Annotated in this window: 24 protein-coding genes and 1 pseudogene; 11 read left to right on the top strand and 14 right to left on the bottom strand. The window is 66.7% G+C overall.

Annotation, left to right across the window (positions count from 1 at the left end):
• Positions 1–2,019, top strand: coding sequence for an ice-binding family protein (locus VGC77_RS10575; RefSeq protein ID WP_331171524.1), 2,019 nt, complete (start codon positions 1–3; stop codon positions 2,017–2,019).
• Between the two features lie 60 nt (positions 2,020–2,079).
• On the opposite strand, the gene VGC77_RS10570 is transcribed toward VGC77_RS10575, so the two are convergent.
• The 7 genes from VGC77_RS10570 to VGC77_RS10540 form a co-directional block, all read right to left on the bottom strand.
• Positions 2,080–2,943: an MBL fold metallo-hydrolase gene (locus VGC77_RS10570; RefSeq protein WP_331171523.1), complete on the bottom strand. Its 864-nt coding sequence runs from the start codon at positions 2,941–2,943 to the stop codon at positions 2,080–2,082.
• Positions 2,940–3,731: a TatD family hydrolase gene (locus tag VGC77_RS10565; protein WP_331171540.1), complete on the bottom strand. Its 792-nt coding sequence runs from the start codon at positions 3,729–3,731 to the stop codon at positions 2,940–2,942. The genes VGC77_RS10570 and VGC77_RS10565 overlap by 4 nt, the downstream gene beginning before the upstream one ends.
• Before the next feature lie 14 nt (positions 3,732–3,745).
• A complete protein-coding gene (metG, locus tag VGC77_RS10560; protein ID WP_331171522.1) occupies positions 3,746–5,314 on the bottom strand; it encodes a methionine--tRNA ligase in 1,569 nt (522 codons plus the stop codon).
• A 74-nt stretch (positions 5,315–5,388) separates the two neighbouring features.
• A complete protein-coding gene (locus VGC77_RS10555; RefSeq protein WP_331171521.1) occupies positions 5,389–6,429 on the bottom strand; it encodes a DNA polymerase III subunit delta' in 1,041 nt (346 codons plus the stop codon).
• The gene (gene tmk, locus VGC77_RS10550) at positions 6,426–7,118 is read right to left on the bottom strand and encodes a dTMP kinase (protein ID WP_331171520.1); all 693 of its coding nucleotides are present in this window, start codon (positions 7,116–7,118) and stop codon (positions 6,426–6,428) included. Before tmk ends, VGC77_RS10555 begins: the two co-directional genes overlap by 4 nt.
• Before the next feature lie 2 nt (positions 7,119–7,120).
• On the bottom strand, positions 7,121–8,365 hold the full coding sequence (locus VGC77_RS10545) for a D-alanyl-D-alanine carboxypeptidase family protein (RefSeq protein WP_331171519.1): 1,245 nt from the start codon (positions 8,363–8,365) through the stop codon (positions 7,121–7,123).
• Positions 8,366–8,650: 285 nt separating this feature from the next.
• A complete protein-coding gene (locus VGC77_RS10540) occupies positions 8,651–9,586 on the bottom strand; it encodes a septal ring lytic transglycosylase RlpA family protein (protein WP_331171518.1) in 936 nt (311 codons plus the stop codon).
• A 328-nt stretch (positions 9,587–9,914) separates the two neighbouring features.
• Here VGC77_RS10540 and VGC77_RS10535 point away from each other — a divergent pair, with 328 nt between their 5' ends.
• Entirely contained in the window at positions 9,915–11,018 is a 1,104-nt protein-coding gene (locus VGC77_RS10535; protein WP_331171517.1) for an AI-2E family transporter, read from the top strand.
• Here the strand turns inward: VGC77_RS10535 and VGC77_RS10530 are convergent, their stop codons facing one another.
• From VGC77_RS10530 to VGC77_RS10510, 5 genes are all read right to left on the bottom strand, one after another.
• On the bottom strand, positions 11,019–11,321 hold the full coding sequence (locus tag VGC77_RS10530) for an antibiotic biosynthesis monooxygenase family protein (RefSeq protein ID WP_331171516.1): 303 nt from the start codon (positions 11,319–11,321) through the stop codon (positions 11,019–11,021).
• A gap of 101 nt (positions 11,322–11,422) precedes the next feature.
• Positions 11,423–12,655, bottom strand: coding sequence for a GGDEF domain-containing protein (locus tag VGC77_RS10525; RefSeq protein ID WP_331171515.1), 1,233 nt, complete (start codon positions 12,653–12,655; stop codon positions 11,423–11,425).
• Between the two features lie 217 nt (positions 12,656–12,872).
• Positions 12,873–13,349 (bottom strand): 30S ribosomal protein S9, encoded by a 477-nt coding sequence (gene rpsI / locus VGC77_RS10520; protein ID WP_331171514.1) that lies wholly within the window; start codon positions 13,347–13,349, stop codon positions 12,873–12,875.
• Between the two features lies 1 nt (position 13,350).
• Positions 13,351–13,815, bottom strand: a complete 465-nt coding sequence (gene rplM, locus VGC77_RS10515; RefSeq protein ID WP_331171513.1) for a 50S ribosomal protein L13 — start codon at positions 13,813–13,815, stop codon at positions 13,351–13,353.
• 153 nt (positions 13,816–13,968) lie between these two features.
• Entirely contained in the window at positions 13,969–14,400 is a 432-nt protein-coding gene (locus VGC77_RS10510; RefSeq protein ID WP_184253883.1) for a PaaI family thioesterase, read from the bottom strand.
• 75 nt (positions 14,401–14,475) lie between these two features.
• Between VGC77_RS10510 and VGC77_RS10505 the strand changes: the two genes are divergently transcribed.
• The 6 genes from VGC77_RS10505 (at position 14,476) to VGC77_RS10480 (ending at position 18,591) form a co-directional block, all read left to right on the top strand.
• Positions 14,476–15,303, top strand: coding sequence for an enoyl-CoA hydratase (locus tag VGC77_RS10505; RefSeq protein WP_331171512.1), 828 nt, complete (start codon positions 14,476–14,478; stop codon positions 15,301–15,303).
• A 181-nt stretch (positions 15,304–15,484) separates the two neighbouring features.
• Positions 15,485–16,030 (top strand): CoA-binding protein, encoded by a 546-nt coding sequence (locus VGC77_RS10500; RefSeq protein WP_331171511.1) that lies wholly within the window; start codon positions 15,485–15,487, stop codon positions 16,028–16,030.
• Between the two features lie 84 nt (positions 16,031–16,114).
• The gene (locus tag VGC77_RS10495) at positions 16,115–17,392 is read left to right on the top strand and encodes an O-acetylhomoserine aminocarboxypropyltransferase (RefSeq protein WP_331171510.1); all 1,278 of its coding nucleotides are present in this window, start codon (positions 16,115–16,117) and stop codon (positions 17,390–17,392) included.
• Positions 17,393–17,414: 22 nt separating this feature from the next.
• Positions 17,415–17,810, top strand: a complete 396-nt coding sequence (gene crcB, locus VGC77_RS10490; RefSeq protein ID WP_331171509.1) for a fluoride efflux transporter CrcB — start codon at positions 17,415–17,417, stop codon at positions 17,808–17,810.
• Positions 17,807–18,235 (top strand): fluoride efflux transporter CrcB, encoded by a 429-nt coding sequence (crcB, locus tag VGC77_RS10485; RefSeq protein ID WP_331171508.1) that lies wholly within the window; start codon positions 17,807–17,809, stop codon positions 18,233–18,235. Before crcB (VGC77_RS10490) ends, crcB (VGC77_RS10485) begins: the two co-directional genes overlap by 4 nt.
• Before the next feature lie 2 nt (positions 18,236–18,237).
• A complete protein-coding gene (locus tag VGC77_RS10480) occupies positions 18,238–18,591 on the top strand; it encodes a DUF190 domain-containing protein (RefSeq protein ID WP_331171507.1) in 354 nt (117 codons plus the stop codon).
• A gap of 9 nt (positions 18,592–18,600) precedes the next feature.
• Here the strand turns inward: VGC77_RS10480 and VGC77_RS10475 are convergent, their stop codons facing one another.
• The gene (locus tag VGC77_RS10475) at positions 18,601–19,686 is read right to left on the bottom strand and encodes a COX15/CtaA family protein (protein WP_331171506.1); all 1,086 of its coding nucleotides are present in this window, start codon (positions 19,684–19,686) and stop codon (positions 18,601–18,603) included.
• A 94-nt stretch (positions 19,687–19,780) separates the two neighbouring features.
• Between VGC77_RS10475 and VGC77_RS10470 the strand changes: the two genes are divergently transcribed.
• Positions 19,781–19,990, top strand: a complete 210-nt coding sequence (locus tag VGC77_RS10470) for a DUF2842 domain-containing protein (RefSeq protein WP_331171505.1) — start codon at positions 19,781–19,783, stop codon at positions 19,988–19,990.
• 154 nt (positions 19,991–20,144) lie between these two features.
• Positions 20,145–21,344, top strand: coding sequence for a GNAT family N-acetyltransferase (locus VGC77_RS10465; protein WP_331171504.1), 1,200 nt, complete (start codon positions 20,145–20,147; stop codon positions 21,342–21,344).
• Between the two features lie 188 nt (positions 21,345–21,532).
• On the opposite strand, the gene VGC77_RS10460 is transcribed toward VGC77_RS10465, so the two are convergent.
• A complete protein-coding gene (locus VGC77_RS10460; protein WP_331171503.1) occupies positions 21,533–23,764 on the bottom strand; it encodes an exopolysaccharide transport family protein in 2,232 nt (743 codons plus the stop codon).
• A 287-nt stretch (positions 23,765–24,051) separates the two neighbouring features.
• Here VGC77_RS10460 and VGC77_RS10455 point away from each other — a divergent pair.
• Positions 24,052–24,180: pseudogene (locus tag VGC77_RS10455) on the top strand (glycosyltransferase family 1 protein); the annotation flags it as partial.

The following is a 24,180-nucleotide window of genomic DNA, read 5'->3' as shown; positions in this document are numbered from 1 at the left end:
TTGGAAAAGCGCGCGCGCAAGCTCGGTCTGCGGCTCGCCTGGTTGACCCTGCTGGTGGCGCCGTCGGCCGCGTGGGCACAGACGCCCAACCTCGGCTCGGCCGCCAATTTTGCGGTGCTGGCGGGCTCCGCGGTGAGTAACACCGGCCCGACCGTGCTGATCGGCAGCCTTGGCCTCAGTCCGGGCAGCTCGGTGAGCGGATTTCCCCCGGGCATTGTGACCGCGCCGGGCGGCATTTACATCGGCGACGCCATCGCCATCCAGGCCCAGATCGATCTCGCCAGCGGCTACAACGCCATCGCCAGCCGGCCGACCACCGGCGATCTGACCGGACAGAATCTCGGCGGCCTGACGCTGACGCCCGGCGTCTATAATTTCGCTTCGTCGGCGCAGTTGACCGGCGCGCTGACGCTGAATGCGCTCGGCAATCCCAATGCGATCTTCATCTTCAACATCGGCAGCACGTTGACCACCGGCAGCGCCGCCAGCGTCACGGTGATCGGCGGCGGCCTCGGCAGCAATGTCTATTGGCGCGTCGGGAGTTCGGCGACGCTTGGAACCACGACGGCGTTTGTCGGCGACATTCTGGCGCTGAGCAGCATCACGCTCAACACCGGCGCCAACATCAGCTGCGGCAGCGCGCTCGCGCGCAACGGTGCGGTGACGCTTGATACCAACAACATCGCGGCCAGGGCATTGTCGAGCTGCGCCCCGGTGACGTTGCTGCCGACTACCCCGGTGGTTACGACCCCAGTGGTGACGAACCCGGTGGTGACCACCCCGGTGGTGACGCCGCCGGCGACGGTGGTGACCAGCATCATCAACAATGCCTTCGTCAATGCGATCGGGAGCGACAATACCGTGGCCGGCAGCTTCCCGCAGGGCTTCCTCAATCTGTCGGCGCTGTCTCCCGAGGCGCTGGCGGTGGTGCTGCGGCAATTGTCGGGGGAATCCAGCACCGGGATGGCGCAGACCGGCATCCTGGCGATGAACTCGTTCTTGTCGCTGGTGCTCAATCCCTACGCCAGCGGCATGACCGCCGACGGCCGCGGCTTCGGCCCGGCGCCGGTGGTCCGCACGCTCGGTTACGCGCCGGAGGGCCGCATCGCCACCAAGGCGCCGGCCGCCGCGGCGATCGACCGTGGCCTGTCCACCAATCTGGATCCGCGCTGGAGCGTCTGGGGCGCGGCCTATGGCGGCCAGAGTCAGACCCGCGGCAATGCCGCGTGGGACACCAGTGATCGCTCCAGCCGCGGCTTCGGCTTCGCCACCGGGTTGGACTATCGGATCTTGCCCGACACCATCGTCGGCTTCGCGCTCGGCGGCGGCGGCACCAATTACGCCCTGGCCAACGGATTGGGCAGCGGACACAGCGACATGTTTCAATCGGCGATCTACAGCACCACCCGCTTCCACGCCGCCTATGTGTCGGCGGCGGTGGCTTACGCCTGGCATGACGTCACCACCGATCAGTTCTTGTCGGTGGCCACCGCCGACCACCTCACCGCGCATTTCAACGCCAACAATCTCGGCGCGCGGCTCGAAGGCGGCTATCGCTTCGCGGTGCCAAGCGTGTGGATGGTCCCGGAATTCGGCATCACGCCCTACGCCGCGCTGCAGGCCCAGGCATTCTGGACGCCGGCTTACGCCGAGACGTTTAATTCGGACTTCGCGCGCGGCTATGACGCCCGCACCGAAACCGCGGTTCGGACCGAACTCGGCGCCTGGTTCGATCAGTCCCATCCGATCGGCGACGGCGACGTTCTGATCCTGCGCGGTCGCGCCGCCTGGGCGCATGACCGGGTCTCCAATCCAATCATGAACGCCTCATTCCTGGCGCTGCCGGGCTCCAACTTCACGGTCTATGGTGCTGCGACGCCGGACGATCTGCTGCTGGCCACGGCGGGCGCGGAATTGCGCTTCCGCAACGGCTTCTCGGTCGGTGCGCAGTTGGATGGCGAATTCGCCGAGCACGCCACCAGATATGGCGGCAGCGGCCGGGTGCGTTACTCCTGGTAATGGATCGCGATCCTAGAGCTATTCCAGTTCTGATAGAATCAGAACCGGAGTTCTAGATTCTCATTTTGACGCGTTTTCGTCACGCGAACCGGAATCCACTTCGCTCGAAAACGCTATAGCCGTCGCGTCATCCAGGGGTAGCCGCATGCCGTCATAGGCCGGAATGACCTGCGGCGGCAGCTGTCCGCGCAGCACCTCGTAATCGAGGTCGGCGTGCATGTTGTTGATCACCGCGCGCTTCGGCTTGAAGCGGTCGATCCAGCCGAGCGCCGCTTCGATATTGAAGTGGCTGCCATGGTGCTTGTAGCGCAGCCCATCGATGATCCACAGATCGAGCCCCTCGAGCTGCGGCCAGCTCTGCACCGGAATGTCGTGGACGTCGGGCGTGTAGGCGGCGTTGCCGATCCGATAGCCCAGCGCCGGAATGCTGCCGTGCTGCACCAGGAACGCCGTCAGCGTCAGCGCCCCGCCCTTGCCTTGCACCGTGCGGCTTTCGCCGGCTTCGATGTCGCGCGCCTCAAGGATCGCCGGATAATCGCTGCCCGGCGCCTGTTCGAAGCAATAGGAGAACCGCAGCAGGATATGCGCCGCGGTGGCCTTGTTGAGATACACCGGAATCCGGCTGCGTTGCGCCATCACCACCGAGCGCAGGTCGTCGATGCCGTGGGTCTGGTCGGCATGTTCGTGCGTGAGGAACACCGCGTCGATGTGATCGACCTCGGCATCGATCAGTTGCTCGCGCAGATCCGGCGAGGTGTCGATCACCACGCGGGTGATGCCCTCGCCCGACGACAGCTCGGCCAGCAGCGAACAGCGGCGGCGCCGATTCTTCGGGTTGGTCGGATCAGCCGCGCCCCAGCCCAGCGCCGGGCGCGGCACGCCGGCGGAGGATCCGCAGCCGAGGATCGTCAGCGTCAGCGTCATGCGACACCCGCAGGGCGCGGCACTTTGTTGAACAGCGCGAAGAAATTCGCGGTGGTCTGCCGCGCGATGGCATCGGGCGAAACGCCGCGAAGCTCCGCTAAAAGCTTGGCGGTCTCGACGATGAAAGCCGGCTCGTTGCGCTTGCCGCGGAATTTGCCGGGCGCCAGATACGGCGAGTCGGTTTCCACCAGAATGCGATCCGCCGGCAGTTCGGCGGCGAGGTCGCGAAGCGCCTGGGTCTTCTTGAAAGTGAGAATGCCGGTGAAGCCGATGAACAGTCCCAATTCGATCGCCGTCATCGCCAACTCCCGCCCGCCGGTGTAGCAATGCAGCACCGCCTTGAAAGGTCCCTTGGCCATCTCCTCGCGAAGAATTTCGGCGCAATCCTGGTCGGCCTCGCGGGTGTGAATCACCAGTGGCAAACCCGTGGCACGCGCCGCCGCAATATGGACACGAAATCCGCGATGCTGCGCCTCGCGCGAGCCGCGCTCATAGAAGTAGTCGAGCCCCGCTTCGCCGAGCGCCACCAGCTTCGGATGCGCGGTGGCCGCGATCAGCTCCTCGGCTGAGATGCCGTCTTCCTCGTCGACGTGATGCGGATGGGTGCCGACCGAGCAATACACGTTGGGAAAGCGCTCGGCGATCTTGATCAGCTCCGGCAACCGCCGCACCCGGGTCGAGATCGTCACCATCCGGGCGATGCCGGCGGCTTCGGCGCGCGCCACGATGCCGTCGAGGTCGTCGGCGAAATCCGGAAAATCCAGATGGCAATGGCTGTCGATCAGCATCGGCTGCGGCGCGCTCACTGCGGCGTCGGCTCGACATAGCGCGGAAAGATCGGCGCCGGCGCCGGTAGTTGCGTGCCGGGCTTAATCCGCTCCTGACCGCCGAGCCGGGTGAAGTCGCGCTCGGCCTCGGGAATGCCGAGGCTGTCGAGTAGCTTCGCCGCCGAGGCCGGCATGATGGGCTGCGCCAGGATCGCGACCTGGCGGATCACTTCGGCGGTGACATACAGAACGGTGCGCTGCCGCTTCGGATCGGTCTTGGCGAGCGCCCACGGCGCTTCGCCAGCGAAGTAACGGTTGGCCTCGGCGACCACCGCCCACACCGCGTTCAGCATGTGGTGGATCTGCTGCGTCGCCATCGCGCTACGCGCCTGCTCCACCATCGCGTCGGCTTGGGCCAGAATCGCCGTGTCGTTGGCGCTGAAATCGCCGGGCGCCGGCAACACGCCGCCCAGCTGCTTGCCGATCATGGTCAAGGAGCGCTGCGCCAGATTGCCGAGGTCGTTGGCGAGATCGGCGTTGGTGCGGTTGACGATCGCCTCGTGATTGTAGCTGCCGTCCTGGCCGAACGACACCTCGCGCATGAAGAAGTAGCGCATCTGGTCGACGCCGTATTGCTTGGCCATCTCGAACGGATCGACCACGTTGCCGACCGACTTCGACATCTTCTCACCGCGGTTCAAAAGAAAGCCGTGGCTGAACACCCGCTGCGGCACCTCGATGCCCGCCGACATCAGGAACGCCGGCCAGTACACCGCGTGAAACCGCACGATGTCCTTGCCGATGACGTGCAGATTGGCCGGCCAGTAGCGCTGGAAGCTGTCACCGTCGACGTCCGGATAGCCGGCGGCGGTGATGTAGTTGGTCAGCGCGTCGATCCACACATACATCACATGGCCGGGCGCGCCCGGCACCTTGATGCCCCAGTCGAAGGTGGTGCGCGACAGCGACAGATCCTGCAACCCGCCCTTGACGAAGCTTGCGACCTCGTTGAGCCGTTCGCGCGGCAGTACGAAATCCGGCACCTTGGCGTAGAGCTCGAGCAATTTGTCCTGATAGGCCGACAGCCGGAAGAAGTAGGTCTCCTCCTCGGTCCATTCCACCGGCGAGCCGAGCGGCTCGCGGCGCACGCCGTCCTCGCCGACCGTGGTCTCGGCCTCGTCGAAATAGGCCTCCTGGCGCACCGAGTACCAGCCGGCGTACTTGTCGAGATAGATGTCGCCGTTGTTCTCGATCGCGGTCCACAGCGCCTGGCAGGAGCGTTCGTGCCGAGGCTCGGTGGTGCGGATGTAGTCGTCGTAGGAGATGTTCAGCGCCGCCATCATGTCGCGAAACCGCGCCGAATTGCGGTCGGCGAGTTGCAGCGGGGTCAGCCCTTCGGCGATCGCGGTCTGCTGCATCTTCAGTCCGTGCTCGTCGGTGCCGGTGAGAAAGCGCACGTCGTAGCCGTCCAGCCGCTGAAACCGCGCGATCGCGTCGGTGACCATCGCGGTATAGGCGTGGCCGATATGCGGCACGCCGTTCGGATAGAAGATCGGCGTGGTGAGGAAATAGGCCGGACGGGCTGAAGCGGATGCGGACGCCATGGGGGTACTTTGAAAACCTTGACTCAAACGGTTGCGGCGGGATCGAGGATGGCCGGACAGCAACGTCGCATCGATCAGCGGATCGCCTCCGCGAGCAGCCCGAACACCGAAAACACCAGCGGTTTGCGCTCCAGGTTGAAGGCTTCGGTGTCGCGCGCGGCGCGGTTGATCTTTTCCCATACCTCCGCCAGCCGCGCAAGACGCGGCAGATTGGCGTTGGGATCATCGACCCGCAGCCGCTGCGCCACCCAGCGATCGACGCCGTCCATGAAGCTCGCCAGCGCCACGCGGTCGACGCCGCCGAGCGCGTCGCCGAGCGCATGCAGCGCGCGCGGATCGACATTGGGCAGCGTGTCGAGCAGCGCGGTGGTGCGCTGATGTAGGTTGAGCGCGTCGCCGCCGAGCAGCGTCAGGGTGCGGGCGACGCTGCCCTCCGACGCCGCGGCGGCCTCCGCCAACAGGGGATCGCCGGCGTCGGTCTCGGTGGCGAGCGCCGCGGCGGCGATCACCGAGGCGACCTCGAGCGGGCGCAGGGCGAGCTTGCGGCAGCGCGACTGGATGGTCGGCAAGACGCGCGCCGGGGCGTGGCTGATCAAGAGGAACAGCGAGCGGCGCGGCGGCTCCTCGACCACCTTCAGCAAAGCGTTGGCGGCATTGGCGTTGAGTTCGTCGACGGTATCGACGACGCAGACCCGCCAGCCGTCGATCGCCGCGGTCGAGCCGAAGAAGCCGATGGTCTCGCGCGCCTCGTCGACGCGGATCATGGTACGCAGCACGCCCTTGTCGTTCAGCGTGCGCTCCAGCGTCAGCAGCCCGCCATGGGCGCCGGCCGCGATATGCCGCGCCACCGGATCGTCGGGCCCGACCTCGAGCGTCGTGGCGTCGCGCACCGCGGCTGCGGTCGGATCGGGATGCGCCAGCACAAAGCGCGCCATCCGGTAGGCCAGCGTCGCCTTGCCGATGCCCTGCGGGCCGCCGATCAGCCAGGCGTGCGGGATCCGGCCGCTGCGATAGGCGCCGAGCAGCGCCTGCTCGGCGTCGTGATGGCCGAACAGCGCGGTGGTCTCGCGCGGCCGGCGCACCGCGATCTGGGGTTCGCCGCGGCGGGTGCTCATGCGTGCTGCACTTCGTTGAGCTTCGACGACAACAGCCGCTGCTGCACCGCGGCCCACACCTTGGCCGCGACCGGCTTGAGCTTGGCATTGGCGTCGATCAGCACGCAGCGTTGCGGCTCGTCGACGGCGATCTGCCGATAGGCCTCGCGCAGCCGGCGGTGAAACTCCAGGCTCTCGGCCTCGAAACGGTCGGGCGCCGCGGTGCCGCGGCGGGTCGCGGCGCGCTTGACGCCGATCTCCACCGGGACGTCGAGAATGAGGGTGAGGTCCGGCTTCAGATCGCCGATCGTGACCCGTTGCATCGCATTGAGCAGCGCCGGCGCCACCTCGCCCATCTGGCCTTGATAGGCGCGGGTGGAGTCCGAAAAGCGGTCGCACAGCACCCAGAAGCCCTGCGCCAGCGCCGGCTCGATCACGGTGTGGACGTGATCGTCGCGGGCGGCGGCGAACAACAGCGTCTCGGCCTCCGGCCCGCCGATCAGCGCGCCGATCCCGGAGAGGATCATATGCCGCATGATCTCGGCGCCGGGCGAGCCGCCGGGCTCGCGGGTCAGCAGGGTTCGGATCCGCGCGGCGTTGAGCCGTTCGGCCAACAGCTTGATCTGGGTCGACTTGCCGGCGCCCTCGCCGCCTTCGAAAGTGATGAACCGGCCGCGGGTCACGGTGCGGTTCGAGGTGCCCTTTGCCATGGTCAAAGCTTCTCTGCGCCGGCGCGGATCAGTCCGATCACCAATTCGCTGGCGCCGTCGACCGCGCGCTGCAGGGTGGTGCCGGCGGCGACCGGCTCCGCCGCCTGCAACGGCACCTCCACCGCTAGATTGGCGCCGCGCCACACCTTGACCACGCCGATCTGCTGGCCGGGCGCGATCGGCGCCTGCACCGGGCCGTTATAGACCAGCCGCGCGATCAGCTTGTCGCTGCCGTTCTTCTGCACCATCACCCGCACCGGCTCGGTGCTGGTGAGCTTGACCGACCGGCTGTCGCCGCCGAACACCTTGGCGTAGCCGACCGCGTCCTGCGGATTGAACAGCGTGCGCGATTCGAAGTTCCGGAAGCCCCATTCCAAAAGCTTCTTGGCTTCGGTGGCGCGGTCGTCGATGTCCTCGACGCCGTTGATCGCCACGATCAGCCGCATGCCGTTCTGCACCGCGGAGCCGACCATGCCATAGCCACCGTCCTTGGTGTAGCCGGTCTTCAGGCCATCGGCGCCGTCCAGCATGGTCAAGAGCGGATTGCGGTTGGTCTGGCGGATCTTGTTCCAGGTGAATTCGCGCTCGCCGAAGATTTTGTAGAACTCCGGATAGGTCTGCATGATGTGACGGGCAAGCCGCGCCAGCTCGCGCACGCTCATCTTGTTGCCGGGGTCGGGCAGCCCGTTGGAATTGGCGAAGCTCGATCTGGTGAGGCCGAGTTCGCGGGCGCGCTTGGTCAGAATCTCGGCGAAGCCGCGTTCGCCGCCGCCGAGCGCTTCCGCCAGCACCATGCAGGCGTCGTTGCCGCTCTGGATGATGGCGCCGCGCAGCAGGTCCTCGACCGCAATCCGGCTGTGGATCTCGGCGAACATCGTGGAATTGCCGGCCGGCGCGCCGCCCTTGCGCCAGGCGTTCTCGCTGACCTGATACTGGTCGGTGAGCTTGATGTCGCCCTGCTGCAGCGCGTGGAACACGACCTCCACGGTCATCAGCTTCATCATGCTGGAGGGCGGGCGCAATTCGTCGGCGTTCTTCTCGTACAGCACGCTGCCGCTGGAGGCCTCGATCAGGATCGCGGTCGGCGCGTCGGCGTCATAGCCGCCGTCGTCCTTCTTGGCGCCCTGCACGCTGTTGTTGGCGGCCAGAGCCGCGCCGCCAAGGCCGATCGCGAGCGCCAGCGCCGCGGCGATCAGCCGGCGCCACGGTCGCCGGACGCTGCCAGATGATGCGGGGGAGACGGCCATGCGGAGGTCCTGAATGCGCCGTTTGGCAGCAGGATGACGTTTCGTCGACTCGTCATCCAGCCCTAGCATTTTGATTGAGCGGGGTGTTTTCCGAAAAACCGGGATCCACTGTTCGGGATCATGCTCTAACAGTTGCAAATGGCACGAACAACACAAGTGGGCGCGAACGCGGCCTGCCATCGCGCCGCGGCGCGCAACTTTGTGCCGCCCCGGATGAACCGCCCGGAGTCCCCTGGCCGGCCTCGCAAAAAACCTTAGCGAACCAGGCTTAGTCTTTGGCGTTGCTTAATAAAGCCCGCGTCCTGAGATCATGTTGCCGATCTCGTCGCGACCCGACGGCGCGTAGGCTGCGGGCGCGGCGGCCGCCTGCGCGTCAAGGCTGTCGGGCTCGTAGGCCACCGCCCGGCGATTGTCGACCACGCGGCCCGATCGCAGGCTGCGCGACGCCGACATCTCCGAGGTCGCCGAGATCGAGGCCATGTCCACCGAGGTATTGCCGAGCGTATAGGGCCGGCCCTCCGGCAGCGGCACGTCGCCGCGCAAGGCGCGGTTGGGCGCGGCCATTTCCGGCACGAAGCCGCGCGCCGAAGCCACCCGGACGGTGGCCGGCGACGGCGCCGGCTCGCCGGTCCGCAGCGTCGCCATCAATTGCCGGTCGTCGGAGCCTTCCAGCGGAGCGCGGCCGACATATTCGACGCGGACCCGCGCGGTGCCGTGATTCTTGAATTCAAGCAGTTCGGCGGCGCGGTTGGAGACGTCCATCAAGCGGTCGCTGTGATACGGTCCGCGGTCGTTGACGCGGACGATCAGCGATTTGCCGTTCTTGAGATTGGTGACGCGGGCATAGCACGGCATCGGCAGCGTCGGATGCGCCGCCGACAGCGACGCCATGTCGAACACTTCGCCATTGGCGGTGAGCCGGCCGTGGAAATCGTCGCCGTACCAGGACGCCAGCCCCTCCTCGCGATAGCTGACGTTCTCTTCCGGGACATACATCCGGCCGCCGACCACATAGGGCTTGCCGACGCGGTAGGTGCCGCCGCCTTTGGGCACCGGCTCGCCGGGCTCGACCACGCGCGGGCTCGCCGAGACGCCGTATCGCGGATCGACCCGGCTGGCGAATTTGCCCGACGACGCACAATTGGCGAGCAGAAGGCACGCGCTCACGGTGGCAACGGCGCGCGCCGCGCGGCCGATCGAATCTGACTCGCGATTCCCCATAGTCCCCAAATACCATTCCTGCGGCCGGTCGCCCACTGGCGCCCCTCCGGCCACGAATATGATGCGACCCACATCGCACCACGCGGAGAGCATACCGCAGCGCGATCACGGCGAAAATGGGGTGAAGCCCGGGGTGGTGACCGAATGGTTAACAGCTGATGTCGCGGCGCCCTCGCCGCGTCCCGGTCGCAGCCTGCGGCGAAGGCCTATGACGGCCACCAGTCGCCGCGCCGGCGCGGTGACGCCGCGCGGCTTGCCCTGGCGCGAAATTGCCGAAAGAGTATCGCAAGCTTCGCCGCGACGCGCGGCGTTTCAACAAGGATGGCCCGTGACAACTTCCACTGAGGATCGTGTTCAGACCCGCAATGACCTGGCTTGGGCGATCGCTGTCGGCGGCGCTGCCACGGTGGCGTTCGCCGGCCTGTTGTTCGCGGCGTGGTATTTTGCCGCCACCCTGTTCCTGATCTTCGCCGGCATTCTGTTCGGGGTGTTTCTCAACGCGGTCACCGAATTGCTCGGCCGGCTGATCGGCGGCGGACATGGCTTGCGGCTGGCGCTGGTCTGCGTGGTGCTGGCCGGCCTGTTCACCGGCGTGCTGGTGCTGGGCGGCACTACCATCGCCGAGCAGGCCACCTCGCTCAGCAACACCATCAAATCGCAGATCGTCAACGTAAAGAGCTTCCTCGACGACCACGGCGTCGACACCGGCTTCCTCGACCTCGGCACCCCGGAGCCCGCCGGCACCCCGGCGCAGCCGCGCAACCTGCCGAGCGCCGGCGCCCTTGCCTCGGGCGGCGGCGCGATCGTCAGTCAGACCCTGAAGCTCATTCTCGGCACCATCGGCGCGGTCGGCAACTTCTTCATCGTGATCTTCCTCGGGCTGTGTTTCGGCGCGCAGCCGGCGATCTATCGGAAGGGTCTATTGCGCAGCGTGCCGGCGCGCTATCGGCCGCAGGCGACCGCGATCGTCAACGCCATCGGCGAGATGCTGAAGCGCTGGCTGTTGGCGCAGATGATCACCATGGCGGCGGTGTTTGCCGTGACCTCGATCGGGCTGACCCTGATCGGCATCCCCGGCGCTTTCATCCTCGGCATTCAGGCCGGGCTGTTGGCGTTCATCCCGACCATCGGCGCGCTGCTCGGCGGGTTGATCATCGTGCTGGCGTCGCTGGGCTCCGGCTGGGTCGCGGTGGCCAGCGCGTTCGCGCTGTTCCTCGCGGTCCACGCCATGGAGAGCTACGTGCTGACGCCGTTGATCCAGCAGCAGGCGATCGACATTCCGCCCGGCACTCTGTTCGCCACGCAGATCCTGCTCGGCATCGTGTTCGGGCTGTGGGGACTGGCGCTGGCGCTGCCGCTGATGGCGATCGCCAAGGTGGTGATGGATCACTTCCCGGTCGAAGAGACCGCCGAGCCCTTGGCGATTCGCTGATCAGGCGGCCGAGGTCAGCACCGTCTCGGTGTGTTCGACTTGCGGCGGCGCAGCGAAGAACGGCCCGACCAGGCCGCGCCATTCGGAAAAGTTCTCCGAGCCGCGGAAATCCACGGTGTGGCTCTCCAGCGTCTGCCACTTCACCATCAGCCGGTAGCGCTGCGGATGCTCGATCGAGCGATGCAGCTCGAAACCGTGAAAGCCCTTGGAGCGGCCGAATGCGGCGCGCGCCTTGGCCACGGCTTGTTCGAAATCGGCTTCCGAACCCGGCTTGATCTCGATCTGGGCGATTTCGGTGATCATCTTGGCTCCAACGCTACGGTGAGGTTGCCTCTCTGTATCGCAACCTTGCGCCATGTTGAAGTCCGCCGCGGGCTATGCTGCCGACAGCGCAGCGCGGAGCCTCACGCGACGCCGGCCAGCCCGACCTGTTGCGGCAGCGCCGCCTGGCCGATCGCTAACGCCGCCTTGCGCCGCTCCGCGCCCACCGACAGCGGCTCTTCCATCGCCGCCTCGACGCGGTTACGGCCGCTGCGTTTGGCCTGATACAGCGCGGTATCGGCCGCGGCCAGCAGCACGTCGAGCTCGGTGCGCGCCGGGCCGCCGGCGACGCCGATGCTCACCGTGGTCTCCACCGGGGCGTCGTCGACTACGATGCCGCAGCTCGCAAACGCCTCGCGCACCCGCTCGGCGGCGACCAGCGCTTCGTCCATCGCGCACGGCAACAGCGCGGCGAATTCCTCGCCGCCGATCCGCCCCGACAGGTCGGTGATCCGCAGCGTGTTGGTGACCAGGGTGGCGAACAGCTTCAGCAATTCGTCGCCGGCGGGATGGCCGAAGCGGTCGTTGATCGACTTGAAAAAGTCGATGTCGAAAATCATCACCGTTACCGGCCGGCCGGCGTCAGCTTCGCGCGCGATCATCCGCGCGGTGGCCTCGGCAAAGCCGCGGCGGTTGAACATCCCGGTCAACGGATCGATCGCGGCGGCGGTCTTGTGCGCGCGCACCGTGCGCTCCGACACCAGCATGAAAATCACGAACACCGTACCGACCGCGTAGAGCACCAGTTCGACGGCGAACATCGTCACCCAGACGTTGCCGGCGACGGTGCGGTCCGACGGCGTCAACAGATCGGCCAGCAGGATCGGCAGCATCAGCACGCCGCCATGCAGCAGCGGCACGACGATCGCCACCCAGCGTCGCTGCACCGACTTGCGGCGTTCGGCGCCGAGCTGCGCCGCGGTCAGTACGGCGTAGCCGGCGACGATGCCGGCGCCCAGCGTCATGCGTAGCGCCACCGCGTCCGGCGCAATGCTGACCACCGCCGCCACCCAGGCCAGCGCGCCGATCACCAGGCCCGGCCAGTTCGGTTTGCGGCCGTGGAACACGCGCGCCGCGTTCCAAACCATGCCGCAGGCGATGAAGCCGAGCGCGTGGATCGCCTGCCCCAGCGGCTCCGGCAGCGTCGGGCTGGCCAGCGCCCACAACGCCACGTCGGTGGCGCCGAGCAGATAGGCGTAGCCCCACCAGTCCAACGCCGCGATGCGCTCCTGCTTGCCGAAGTACATCATCATCCCGCCGAGCAACGCGGCGAGCAGCGTTGCGACCAGATAAAGCGTTGAAATATCGGGAGACATAGCGGGCACCGGAATTACGATCAGGCGACGTTAAAAACCCGACGTTGAAATCGGGTTTGGATGCCGGTGCAAAGTTTCACGAAAATTCGCCGCAGTTCGGCGACGTTTTGTCGGCAACGCGCGCCAACCATTCGCAAGCGGACTCCGCCAACAAAAAAGCCGCCCGAAGGCGGCTTTTGAGAGCGATGGTTCGCGGAGCGAATAAGGTCGAAGGCGATCAGCGCTTCGAGAACTGGAACGAACGACGCGCCTTGGCCCGGCCGTACTTCTTGCGCTCGACGACGCGCGAGTCGCGGGTCAGGAAGCCGCCCTTCTTCAGCACGCCGCGCAGATCCGGCTCGAAATAGGTCAGCGCCTTGGAGATGCCGTGACGGACCGCGCCGGCCTGGCCGGACAGGCCGCCGCCGGCGACGGTGCAGACCACGTCGTACTGGCCGGCACGCGCCGCGGCCAACAGCGGCTGCTGGATCATCATGCGCAGCACCGGGCGGGCGAAATAGATTTCGACCTCGCGGGCGTTGACGGTGATCTTGCCGGCGCCGGGCTTGATCCAGACCCGGGCGACCGCGTCCTTGCGCTTGCCGGTGGCGTAGGCGCGACCGAACTTGTCGACCTTCTTTTCGTATTTCGGGGCGTCGGGTGCGGCGACCTTCAGCGAACCCAATTCTTCGAGAGACTGCATGGTATCGGACATCTTATGCGGCCCTCATATTCTTGCGGTTCATCACGGCGACGTTGAGCGGTTCGGGTTGCTGGGCTTCGTGCGGATGGTCGGGGCCGCCATAGACGCGCAGATTGCCCATCTGCATGCGGCCGAGCGGGCCGCGCGGGATCATGCGTTCGACCGCCTTCTCGACGACGCGCTCCGGGAAACGACCCTCGAGGATCGACTTCGCGGTGCGCTCCTTGATGCCGCCGATGAAGCCGGTGTGGTGATAATACACCTTGTTCTCGCGCTTGCGGCCGGTCAGCACCACCTTGGCGGCGTTGACGATGATGACATGGTCGCCGCAATCGACATGCGGAGTGTAGGTCGGGAGGTGCTTGCCGCGCAGCCGGTTGGCCACCAGCGTCGCGAGCCGGCCAACCACCAAGCCGGTGGCATCGATCACGATCCACTTCTTGGTGAGCTCGGCGGGCTTTGCCGAAAACGTCTTCATGTGAAAAATTCCGTGAAAAGGGGACATTCGGCGACAGCGCACCGGACTGGCCGCGGTTTTAGATAACCGCCCCGTCGCCGTCAATCCCCGCGCGGGCCATATTGTGCTTTGGAAACAAGGCGTTATAATTATGGTGCGATATTACCTTCTAAATCAGCCAACAATCGGAATGGAATAGGTGGATGTCACGTGGGCGATCGGGTCGGGCGAGGTGCCCGACAGCAGCACCACTTCGCCGACCGCCAGCCGCTTGCCGAGCTTCAACAGCCGCGCCTGCGCCAGCACATCCTGGCCGGGCAGCCCCTTGCGCAGAAAATTGATGTTGAGATTGGTGGTGACGGCGAGCCCGACCGGGCCGATCGCCGACAGCAGCACGACGTACATCGCGAAATCCGCCAGCGCCATCAAGGTCGGCCCCGACACGGTTCCGCCGGGCCGCAGCATCCGCTCGCTGTAGCGCTGCCGCAGGAGGCTGGTTGCGCCGTCGGCGCTTTCGATGCTGATGTCGTCATTGTTGAAGGCTTGCGGAAATTCGAGGTGCAAGAAACTCTCGAGTTCCGTTACGCTCATCTTCGCCTTAGCCATGTCGTTGCCGCCCTGCTCCCGCTTCTCCTGGTCTGTTACATTAACGTGACGCCCGTTCCCAGCCCCGGATTTTCGATGACAGCACAGCCCGCTTACGTCGCGACGCCGCATCCGCCGATTCTGCTGCGCGAAACCATCGACGGCGGATTGGCGGTTCTGACGCTGAACCGGCCCGCCCAGCGCAACAGCCTCTCGAAGGACCTGATCGGCGAATTGCAGGCTGCGCTCGACTCCATCGCGCATGACGACGGCGTGCGCGTGGTGGTGGTCGCCGCCAACGGTCCGGCGTTCTGTGCCGGCCACGACCTCAAGGAAATCACCGCGCACCGCAACGATCCCGACCAGGGCCGCGCCTGTTTCGCGCGGCTGATGACCGCCTGCAGCGCGATGATGCAATCGATCGTGGCGCTGCCGAAGCCGGTGATCGCCGCGGTGCAGGGTGTCGCCACCGCCGCCGGCTGCCAACTGGTCGCCAGTTGCGACCTTGCGGTGGCCTCCGACGACGCCAGCTTCGCGACGCCCGGCGTCGACATCGGGCTGTTCTGTTCGACGCCGATGGTGGCGCTGTTGCGCAACGTGGCGCCCAAGCACGCCATGGACATGCTGCTGACCGGCGAGCCGGTCGGCGCCGAAGCCGCGCGCGCCATCGGTCTGATCAACCGCGTGGTGGCGGCGGGGCAAGCGCGCGACGCCGCGATCGCGCTCGGCCGCGGCATCGCCCGCAAATCGGCGCACACCGTCAGGATCGGCAAGGCGGCGTTCTACCGCCAGGCCGAGATGGATCTCGCCGAGGCCTATCGCTTCGCCGCCGAAGTGATGACTGAGAACCTGATGTCGGAAGACGCCGACGAGGGCATCCGCGCCTTCATCGACAAGCGCGACCCGGTCTGGAAAGATCGGTGAGAGATATCACCCGCCATGTCGTCATTGCGAGCCGAGGCCGGCGCGCAGCGCCGGCTGAGAAGCGAAGCAATCCAGGGGCATCACGTGCGGCCCTGGATTGCTTCGTCGCAAGAGCTCCTCGCAATGACGCGTCGAGCGCGGATTTCGCCGAAACCGATCGATGTGAGAGCGCGCCGCAGCCATGAACCACGACGCCTATGCCGACGATGACATCCGCGAGATTCTCAACCGCGTGAAGACCATCGCCATGGTAGGCGCCTCGCCGGTCAATGTGCGGCCGAGCTACTTCGCGTTCAAATATCTCGCCGGCCGCGGCTACGACATGATCCCGGTGAACCCGGCGCATCGCGGCAAGAGCCTGCTCGGTATCCCCTTCGCGGCGTCGCTCGCCGAGATCGGCCGGCCGATCGACATGGTCGACATCTTCCGCAGCCCCGAACACGTGCTGCCGCTGGTCGAGGAAGCGCTGGCGCTCTCGCCGCGGCCGCAGGTGATCTGGATGCAGCTCGGCGTGCGCAACGACAAAGCCGCAGCCTTGGCCGAAGCCGCCGGGCTGAAGGTGGTGATGAACCGCTGCCCGAAGATCGAATACGGCCGGCTGTCGGCGGAGATTTCCTGGCTCGGCGTCAATTCGGGAGTGCTGAACTCGAAGCGCGCCGCGCCGCCGATCAAGGGCATGCAGCTGTCGCTCGGCGCGGCATCGCGCCGCAAAACCGATCCGCTGTGAGCGACCGCGGCGCGGCTTGACGCCCCTGCCCGATGCGCTCAGATACCCGCCACGCCTGTCTCACAAGCATCTCAGGGATTCACGATGACCGATCGCACGCCAGGGTTCGCCACGCTCGCCGTCCATGCCGGCGCCCATCCCGATCCCACCACCGGCGCCCGCGCCACCCCGATCTATCAGACCACCTCGTTCGTGTTCAACGACGCCGACCACGCCGCCTCGCTGTTCGGGCTGCAGGCGTTCGGCAACATCTACACCCGCATCACCAACCCGACCACGGCGGTGCTCGAGGAGCGCGTCGCCGCGCTCGAAGGCGGCACCGCGGCACTGGCGACCGCCTCCGGTCACGCCGCGCAGCTCGTGGTGATGCAGCAATTGATGCAGCCCGGCGACGAATTCATCGCGGCGCGCAAACTCTATGGCGGCTCGATCAACCAGTTCAAGCACGCCTTCCAAAGCTTCGGCTGGAACGTGGTGTGGGCCGATCCCGACGACGTCGGCAGTTTTGAGCGCGCGGTGACGGCGAAGACCAAGGCGATCTTCATCGAATCGATCGCCAATCCGTCGGGCAGCGTCACCGACATCGAGGCGATCTCTGCGGTGGCGCGCAAGGCCGGGGTGCCGCTGATCGTCGACAATACGCTGGCGACGCCCTATCTGATCCGGCCGATCGACCATGGCGCCGACATCGTGGTGCATTCGCTGACCAAATTTCTCGGCGGCCACGGCAATTCGCTGGGCGGCATCATCGTCGACGCCGGCACCTTCGACTGGTCGCGCGACGGCAAATATCCGATGCTGAGCGAGCCGCGTCCGGAATATCACGGCATCAAGATCCAGGAGACGTTCGGCAACTTCGCCTTCGCGATCGCCTGCCGGGTGCTCGGCCTGCGCGACCTCGGTCCGGCGCTGTCGCCGTTCAACGCCTTCATGATTCTCACCGGCATCGAGACGTTGCCGCTCAGAATGCAGAAGCATTGCGAGAACGCCAAGGCGGTGGCCGACTATCTCTCGACCCATCCGGCGGTGGCGACGGTGAACTACGCCGGGCTGCCGACCGATCCCTACCACAAATTCGCCCGCAAATACGCGCCGAAGGGCGCCGGCGCGGTGTTCACCTTCAGCCTGAAGGGCGGCTACGACGCCGGCGTCAGCCTGGTCAGCAATCTGAAATTGTTCTCGCATCTGGCCAATGTCGGCGACACCCGTTCGCTGGTGATCCATCCGGCCTCCACCACCCACAGCCAGCTCGACGACGCGCAGAAGACCGCGGCGGGCGCCGGCCCCGACGTGGTGCGGCTGTCGATTGGCATCGAGGACAAGGACGATCTGATCGCCGATCTGGCGCAGGCGCTCGGCTAGCGCGCAGCGCCCCGCCGTGGCGATGCGCGAGATCATCGAGGGGCTGTGGTTCGTGGCGCTGGGCAGCGTGTTCGGCGGCATGGCGCGGTTCTGGCTGTCCGGCATGGTGGCGCGGCGGATCGGCGAGAGCTTTCCCTGGGGCACGCTGATCGTCAACGTCTCGGGCGCCTTCGCGATCGGGGTGTTCGGCGCGCTGGCCGCCGCCGGCCACGGCGTGTTCGCCACGCCGGGGCCGTGGCTGTTCGCGGTCACCGGCTTTCTCGGCTGCTATACCACAGTGTCGTCATTCGCGCTGCAGACCCTGGCGCTGGCGCGCGACGGCGAGGGTTTTCGCGCGATCAGCAATGTGATGTTCTCGCTGGTGTTCTGCCTGATCGCGGTGGCGCTGGGCTTTGCCGCGACGCGGGTGATGACATGATGTCGGCCGACGAGCTGCGCAACCGCGCGGTGCTGTATGCACTGATCGCGGCCGGCAGCGTGATCGGCGGCTGCGCGCGCTATCTGGTGAACGTCGCGCAACTGGCGTGGCTCGGGGTAAATTTTCCCTGGGCGACGCTGTTCGTCAACGTCACCGGCTCGTTCGTGATCGGCTTCTATGCCGCGATCGCCGGCCCCGACGGCCGGCTGTTCGCTTCCAGCCGGCAGCGACAATTCGTGATGACCGGGATCTGCGGCGGCTACACGACGTTCTCCGGCTTCAGCTTCGAGACCTTTCAACTGCTGCGCACCGGCCACGCGCTGGCGGCGCTGATCAATCTCGGCGTCTCGCCGCTGTCCTGGTTGGTTGCGGTGTGGCTTGGCCATGTCATGGCCACAAGGCTCAATCGTCTGAAAGGAACGTGATCATGCAGATTCCCAGACAAGCGGTGCTGCTGCGGATTTTCATCGGCGAGGACGAACGCTTCGAACACGGCCCCTTGCACGAAGCGATCGTGCGCAAGGCGCGCGAGCTGCATCTGGCCGGCGCCACGGTGCTGCGCGGCGCGGTCGGCTTCGGCGCTTCCAGCCGGCTGCACACCTCGAAGATCCTGCGGCTGTCGGAAGACCTGCCGCTGGTGATCGAGATCGTCGACAGCGAGGACGCCATCAACGGCTTCCTGCCGCTGCTCAACGACATGATGACGGCTGCCAGCGGGCTGGTGACGCTGGAGAAGATGCAGGTGTTGCAATACGGCCGGGCGGCGTCGGGGCCAGCCTGAGCGCGAAGCTCAGCTCGGCGCCGGCGCACCGAGCCCCGCCGGCGCTGCGGCGTGTTGCGCAGCCTGCACGACGCCGGGGCTGAACCGGGCGAGCTGCCGCACCGCCAGCGTCAGCACCAGGATCGCCATCGCCTGATGCGTCAGGCCAAGCCCGATCGGCACCGCGGTGAGCAATGTGGCGATGCCGAGCCCGGCCTGCAAGGTGATCGCCAAAGCCAGCACCAGTGCGCCACCGGCCGCCGCCCGCGTCCGCCAGGCGTCGATGGCGTGCACGATCGCCAGCGCCCACAGCGCATAGGCCAGCATGCGATGGTCGAACTGCGCGGTGAGCTGGTTGTCGAACAGGTTCGTCCACCATGGCTGTTCGAACCACAGCCGCTCGGCGGACGGAATCAGCGCGCCGTCGATCTCCGGCCAGGTGTTGTAGATCCGCCCGGCGCGTAATCCGGCGACCAGCGCGCCGGCAAAGAGTTGCACGAAGGTCAGCCCGAGCAGCGCCATCGCGGTGAGCTTCAGCCGTAACGGCGCCACGATGGCCGGCCGCGGCACGAGCTGGCGCAGCGTCCAGACGATCGCGGCATAGATCAACAGCGCCAGCACCAGATGCGTGGCGAGCCGCAGTTGCGAGACCTCGACGCGCTGCGACAACCCCGAGGCCACCATCCACCAGCCGACCGCGCCCTGCAGCGCGCCGAGCCCGAAGATGAGCCACAGCCGGCGTTGCAACGCGCCGCGCAGAGCGCCGCGCGCCAGGAACCAGAGAAACGGCAGCAGGAACGCCAAGCCGATCAGCCGGCCGAGCAGCCGGTGGCTCCATTCCCACCAGAAGATGGTCTTGAATTCGGATAGATTCATCCCGGCATTGAGCGCGCGATATTGCGGAATCGTCTTGTAGGCCTCGAACGCCTGGGTCCACTGCTCCAGGCTGAGTGGCGGCAGCGTGCCGGTGATCGGCTTCCACTCCACGATCGACAGTCCGGATTCGGTGAGCCTGGTGGCGCCGCCGACCAGCACCATCAGCACGATCAGGCCGGCGATCAGCGTCAGCCAGATCCGGACGGCGCGCAGCGGGCGATCGGCGGGGACAGCTTGCATGGATCCGGCACCTTGAATGAATTGCGCCAAACTTTATAGTCGCGCGGCTTGCGCGCACAAGCCGCGCGGTACTGTGTTCCGGACCCGCATCGCCATGAAAATCCGCACCCGAAAATTCCTTGGAACCATCTGCCTGCTGGTGCTGGCGATTGTGTGGTCGCTGTTCGGCATGGCGCTGGCGCAATTGCCGGTGATCGAGAACTCCAAATGGCTGCAAGGCGCCTTCTATGTCGTGGTCGGCATGGGCTGGGTGCTGCCGGCGATGCCGATCGTGAGCTGGATGTCGCGGCCCGATCTGGCCTGAACGCGGCGCCGCAGCCCCGGTTCCCAAGCGCCGGCGACAGCCGGGCGCGGGCGTTTGTCCTCATGGTTTGTTGACGTTTGTTTGCCAAGCTGCGCGCCGCAAAAGCCGACGATTCAGTATCAACGATCGAGTACCAACGGTCTTGGGGGCTGCGATGGCGATGATGACGGCGGTGATCGAGGACGCGGCCGCGCCGGCTCAGCCGTCCGGCGCGATCAGCCGGATCGCCCATGTCGAGGTGCTGCAGGATCTGCACGCCGCCGAACCGATCTGGCGGGCGCTGCAACAGCCGCCGCATCTGTCGACGCCGTATCAGCGCTTCGAGCTGCTGGCGGCCTGGCAGCGCCATGTCGGGGCCGCCGCGCAGGTGTCGCCGTTCATCGTGGTCGCCTCCGACGCCGAGCGCCAGCCGCTGCTGCTGTTGCCGCTCGGGCTGGAGCGCGGCTTCGGCCTGCGCATCGCGCGCTTTCTCGGCGGCAAACACACCACGTTCAACATGGCGCTGTGGCAGCAGGAATTCGCGCAGCGCGCCGGCGCCGCCGATCTCGCCGCCCTGCTCGCCGGCTTGCGCGGCCACGCCGACAAGGCCGACGTGCTGGCGCTGCAGCAGCAGCCGCTGAGCTGGAACGGCGTGGTCAATCCGCTGTCGCTGCTGCCGCAGCAGCCCTCGGTCAACGACTGTCCGGTGCTGACCATGGCGCCCGGCGCAGCACCGCTCAGCCTGATCAGCAATTCGTTCCGCCGCCGGCTGATGAGCAAAGAGAAGAAGCTGCAGCCGCTTGCGGGCTATCGCTACGGCATCGCTTCGAGCGACGCCGAGATCGACGCGGTGCTGGATTGGTTCTTTGCCGTCAAGCCGCTGCGGATGGCGGCGCAGAACCTGCCCGACGTGTTCGCGGAGCCCGGCGTTGCCGGCTTCATCCGCGAGGCCTGTCACGCCCGGCGCGACGGCGGCGGCCGCGCCATCGACATCCACGCGCTGCGCTGCGACGACGAGGTGATCGCGATCTTCGCCGGCGTCGCCGACGGCCAGCGCTTCTCGATGATGTTCAACACCTACACGCTGTCGGACAGCGCGCGCTACAGCCCCGGCCTGATCCTGATGCGCAACATCGTCGATCACTACGCCGCACTGGGCTACAGCGCGCTCGATCTCGGCATCGGCTCGGACGACTACAAGCGATTGTTCTGCAAATCCGACGAGCCGATTTTCGACAGTTTCGTCGCGCTGACCGCGCGCGGCCGGCTCGGCGCGATGGCGATGTCGGCGGCGGCGCGCGCCAAGCACGTCGTCAAGCACAGCCCCGGCCTGATGCGCGCGTTGCAACTGGCGCGCGGCGCGCTGCGAAGGTAGGCGGCTTTCCAATCGTTCAGTCGACGAGAGTTCGTCATCCTGAGCAACGCGGCGAAGGACGAAGCAGGGTGTCTCGAAGGATGACGGTTGAGCGCGCTTGCGGCCCATCCTTCGAGGCCGCGTCGACGCCGCTGTGCGTCATCGACGGGGCACCTCAGGATGACGTCGGGAGTGCATTGCGCGGAAAATCACGCCGCCACGGTCCCCGACGGTTCGTCCTGATCGTCCTGCCGCGAGGCCCGCTGCAGCAGCGTGACCTTGGCAAAGCCGACGCTCTCCAGTTGCTGGCACATCTCCAGCCGCGCCTCGGCGCTCATCGACGGCTCCGGCACCAGCACGGCGCGGGCCTGCCCGGTGAGCAATTCGGCCGGCAGATCGGTGGCGGTGCCGGCGTCGAGCAGCACGTGGTCATAGACCCGCAGCAGCGCGTCGAGCGCCAGATTGAGCCGTGGCGACGCCAACAGCGCGCGATCGAAGCCCGGCTTGCCGGCGCTGACCAGATGCAGCCGCGACAGCCGGTCCTTGCTGATGATCTCGCCGAACGATGCCTCGCCGAGCATCAGCTCGGCAAGCCCCGGCGCGTCGGGATCCGACACCGCTGCCAGCGCCGGCGACGACGCCGACAGATCCACCAGCACCACCTTGGCATTGCGCGCCAGCAACCGCGCCAGGGTCAGCGCGGTCAGCGTCACGCTGGCGGTCTGCCCGGAGCCCAGCACGGTGATCTTGCGCGCGGCGTCACCCGCGGCGCGCAGCTCCTCGGCGACCTTTTCCAGTTCGCCGACCGGGCTCGACAGTTCGGGATGGGTGTCGGGCAGCGACGACGCCAGCGGCGGCGGCGGCATTGGTGCCACGGGCTCGATACGCACCGCCGGCGCCGGCTCCGAGGGAGCTAGCGGCGGCTGTTGTCGTGCCACCGCAGCGAATTCCGGCCGCGGCGCGCTAACCCGCAGCAATTCGCCGGTGACGATGCCGCCGGCGGTCAACAGCAGCGTCGCCAGCGTGGCGATCAGCACGATCGGCAGTTTCTTCGGATAGGCCGGGGTGTTGGAAACGATGGCGCGGGAAATGATCCGGCCGTCGGCCGGCCCGGCGTCGATGCTCTCGCGCGTGGTGGCTTCGCGGAATTTGGCCAGATAGGATTCCAAGAGGTCGCGCTGCGCCTTGGCCTCACGCTCCAGCGCGCGGAGCTGCACGTCCTGGCCGTTCGACGACGACGCCTGCTTCTTGAGTTGCTCGAGACTGGCGATCAGGCCGTCGACGCGGCCGCCGGCGATCCGGGCGTCATTGTCGAGCGAGCGCGAGATCTTGCTGGCCTCCTCGCGCAACTGCCGATCGAGATCGCCGAGCTGCGCCTTCAATTCCTTGATCCGCGGATGGCCGTCGAGCAGCGTCGAGGACTGCTCGGCGAGCTGCGCGCGCAAGGTGACGCGTTGCTCGGATAATCGCCGCGTCAATTCGGAGTTCAACACCTCGGAGGCTTCGATCGGCTTGCCGCTCTGCAGCATCTCGCGGATCAGCCGCGCCTTCGACTCCGCATCCGACTTCAGCGCGCGGGCGTTGTTGAGCTGGGTGTTGAGTTCGCCCATCTGCTGATTCGACAGCGAGGTGTTGTTGGTGCCGATGAACAGGCTGGACTTCGAGCGGAAATCCTCGACCTTGGATTCCGCCTCGGCGACCTTCTTGCGCAGATTGTCGATTTCGCCGGACAGCCACTGCCCGGCCGACTTCGCCTGCTCCTGCCGCGCGCCCTGCTGTAGCACCAGATAGCCGTCGGCGATCGAATTGGCGACGCGGGCCGCGAGTTCCGGATCGCGCGACTGAAATTCGATCACCACCACCCGCGACTTGTCGACGGCGTAAGCGGTCAGCCGGTCGAAATAGGAATCCAGCACGCGCTCTTCCGGCGTCATCGAGAACGGATCGCGGCCGATTCCGATCAGCGCCAGCAGCGACTTCAACGGCGACAGGCCCTGCAGCACCGGATCGAATTCCGGCCGCTCGGCGAGCTTGTTCTTCTTGATGATCTCGCGCGCCAGATCGCGCGACAGCAACAGCTGCACCTGACTGGTGACGGCTTCGGGATCGAGCGCGCTGCGCTCCTCGTTGCGCTCGCCGCTCGGCCGCAGGAATACGTTCTCGCGGCCGTCGATCAGGATGCGGGCTTCCGATTTGTAGCGCGGCGTGATCATGTTGACGATCGCCAGCGACACCACCAACGCCAGCAGCGTCGGCGCGATGATCAGGTGTTTCCTGCGTCCCAGCGCGCGCAGCATGGCGCGACCGTCGATGTCACCGAGCGGCGCCGCGACCGGCGGCGCACTGACGACGGCCGCCGCAGGTCGCCTGGGAGTCGACGAGACCCGGGGGGCGATCCTGGCAGTCTCTTTGCCGGTCTTGCGCCAGAAAACAAACCGCATTGCTCACTCCCGCTTAACGCGATCACCGCCCCAACCACCCGCGATTACACTCCATTAAGGTTGCTACCCGGTTAATTTGCCCAGCCCTGCCCGCATATGCGATTCACCCGCAGCGATCATGTTTTGTTAACCATCGACGCGGTTAATCGGTCTGCAAATCGTTCAGGACCTTCGATGCAACGCCGACGCGCACCGATCATCTGCTTGCCCTGTACGCCGGCGCCGGGCCGCGACGTGCAAGGTTTCGGCGTGCTCGCCGCTCGCCGCGAAGGCGGGTTCTAAGCGCGATGCCGCCCCTTCCCGATCAACCGCTTCGCATCCTGCACGCCGTGCGTGCGCCGGTCGGCGGCATCATCCGGCACATCCTCGACCTTGCCAACGGCCAGGCCGACCGCGGCCACCAGATCGGCCTGATC

This window comes from Rhodopseudomonas sp. (assembly GCF_036404135.1).
Lineage (GTDB): Bacteria > Pseudomonadota > Alphaproteobacteria > Rhizobiales > Xanthobacteraceae > Rhodopseudomonas_A.
The sequence above is the reverse complement of the archived record's forward strand: the minus strand, read 5'-3'. Positions and strand labels throughout refer to the sequence as shown.